Here is a 1256-nt window from a genome sequence, read left to right as displayed (position 1 = left end):
GGCGCGCAGCGCCGGCTGCCAGAGAATCGGAGACCGAGTTCCCCGTGGCGGCCGGTCGTCGCCGAGCGGCCGGATACACGACGACCCTCACGCCGCGGGCCGTTTACAACAGTCCCTCGCGCTCGGCGAGCAGCAGGCCCTCCAGCGTCGCGTCGTTCGTCGGGGGGTCGCGGGCAATATCCAGCGCCTCGTCGGCCGGGACCGACCGCGGCGCGAGGAACTCGTTGCTGTCGTGGTCGACGTCGACCGGGGTCAGCCCCTCCGCGAACACGTAGCCGCGCTTGTGGCGCAACACGCCCGTCGAACACCACACCTCCTGGAGCAGCGAGGTCGAGTCCGGCGCGAAGCCGGTCTCCTCGGCGAGCTCGCGCGCGCCCGCCTCGGTGTACGACTCCCCGGATTCGACGATCCCCGCCGGGAGCTCCAGCTGGGTGTTCCGCACGGTGGGCCGGTACTGCTCGACGAACAGCACCCGGTCGTCCGCGACCGCGACGATCACCGTCGCGGGCGACAGCTCCGCCCAGTAGTACTTCTTCTCCGTCCCGTCCGGCTGCTCGACGCGGTCGTAGCCCCCGACGAACCACCCCTCGTCGTACTCGACGACGACCTCGTTCACCGGCCACTCCGGCTCGCCCGGCAGCGAGTGGGTTCGGCCGTCGGCGAACGCGGGGAGGTCGCGGAGGTCGGCGGCGGCGCGCCGGCCGTCGGCGTCGCCGCGTTCGTCCGTCACGGGCGGACCACCTCCGCGTGGTACACCTCGCCGTCGCGGCGCACCCGGACGCCGGTGTCCGTCGAGGCGTTCGGCACCTGCTGGGTGAGCGCGTCCACCTCGTCGAACGGCGTGTGGGTGAACCACTCCTTCATGCCGTACGGGCCGGTCTGATACCCCGCGGAGCGCCCGTCGTCGCTCTCTATCGCGCCGATCAGGTACGGGTACCGCCGGTCGGAGACGTTGTTCACGTCGGCGGCGGTACCGTTCGTCTCGACCGGCTCGACCGTGAGGTAGTACGGGTCGCCGCTCCCGAGGTAGCTGGGGAGGGCGCCGAGCGCGAGCAGCGCGACGACGACCAAGGCGATGGCGATGACGACGTTCCGGGTGACCCGGCGCATGGTCCCCGTACGGTCCCGCGGGGAATACCGGTTTCGACCGACCGGACGGCCGTCCGCGGGACGCCACCGCGACGACGGTGACCGCCGCGGACGACGCGCTTTAGCCCTCCGAGGCCCTTCCACCGGCATGGAGTACCGGTTCGAGC

2 protein-coding genes are annotated in these 1256 nt (G+C 72.0%); both read right to left on the bottom strand.

The annotated features are described in order from the left end of the window. Nucleotides 1–103 precede the first annotated feature (103 nt). Entirely contained in the window at nucleotides 104–730 is a 627-nt protein-coding gene (locus tag U4E84_RS17790; RefSeq protein WP_322533408.1) for an NUDIX hydrolase, read from the bottom strand. Next, nucleotides 727–1110 (bottom strand): hypothetical protein, encoded by a 384-nt coding sequence (locus U4E84_RS17785; protein ID WP_322533407.1) that lies wholly within the window; start codon nucleotides 1108–1110, stop codon nucleotides 727–729. Before U4E84_RS17785 ends, U4E84_RS17790 begins: the two co-directional genes overlap by 4 nt. Nucleotides 1111–1256 lie beyond the last annotated feature (146 nt).

The sequence above is a fragment of the Halorubrum sp. AD140 genome, from assembly GCF_034497445.1.
Lineage (GTDB): Archaea > Halobacteriota > Halobacteria > Halobacteriales > Haloferacaceae > Halorubrum.
The sequence above is the reverse complement of the archived record's forward strand: the minus strand, read 5'-3'. Positions and strand labels throughout refer to the sequence as shown.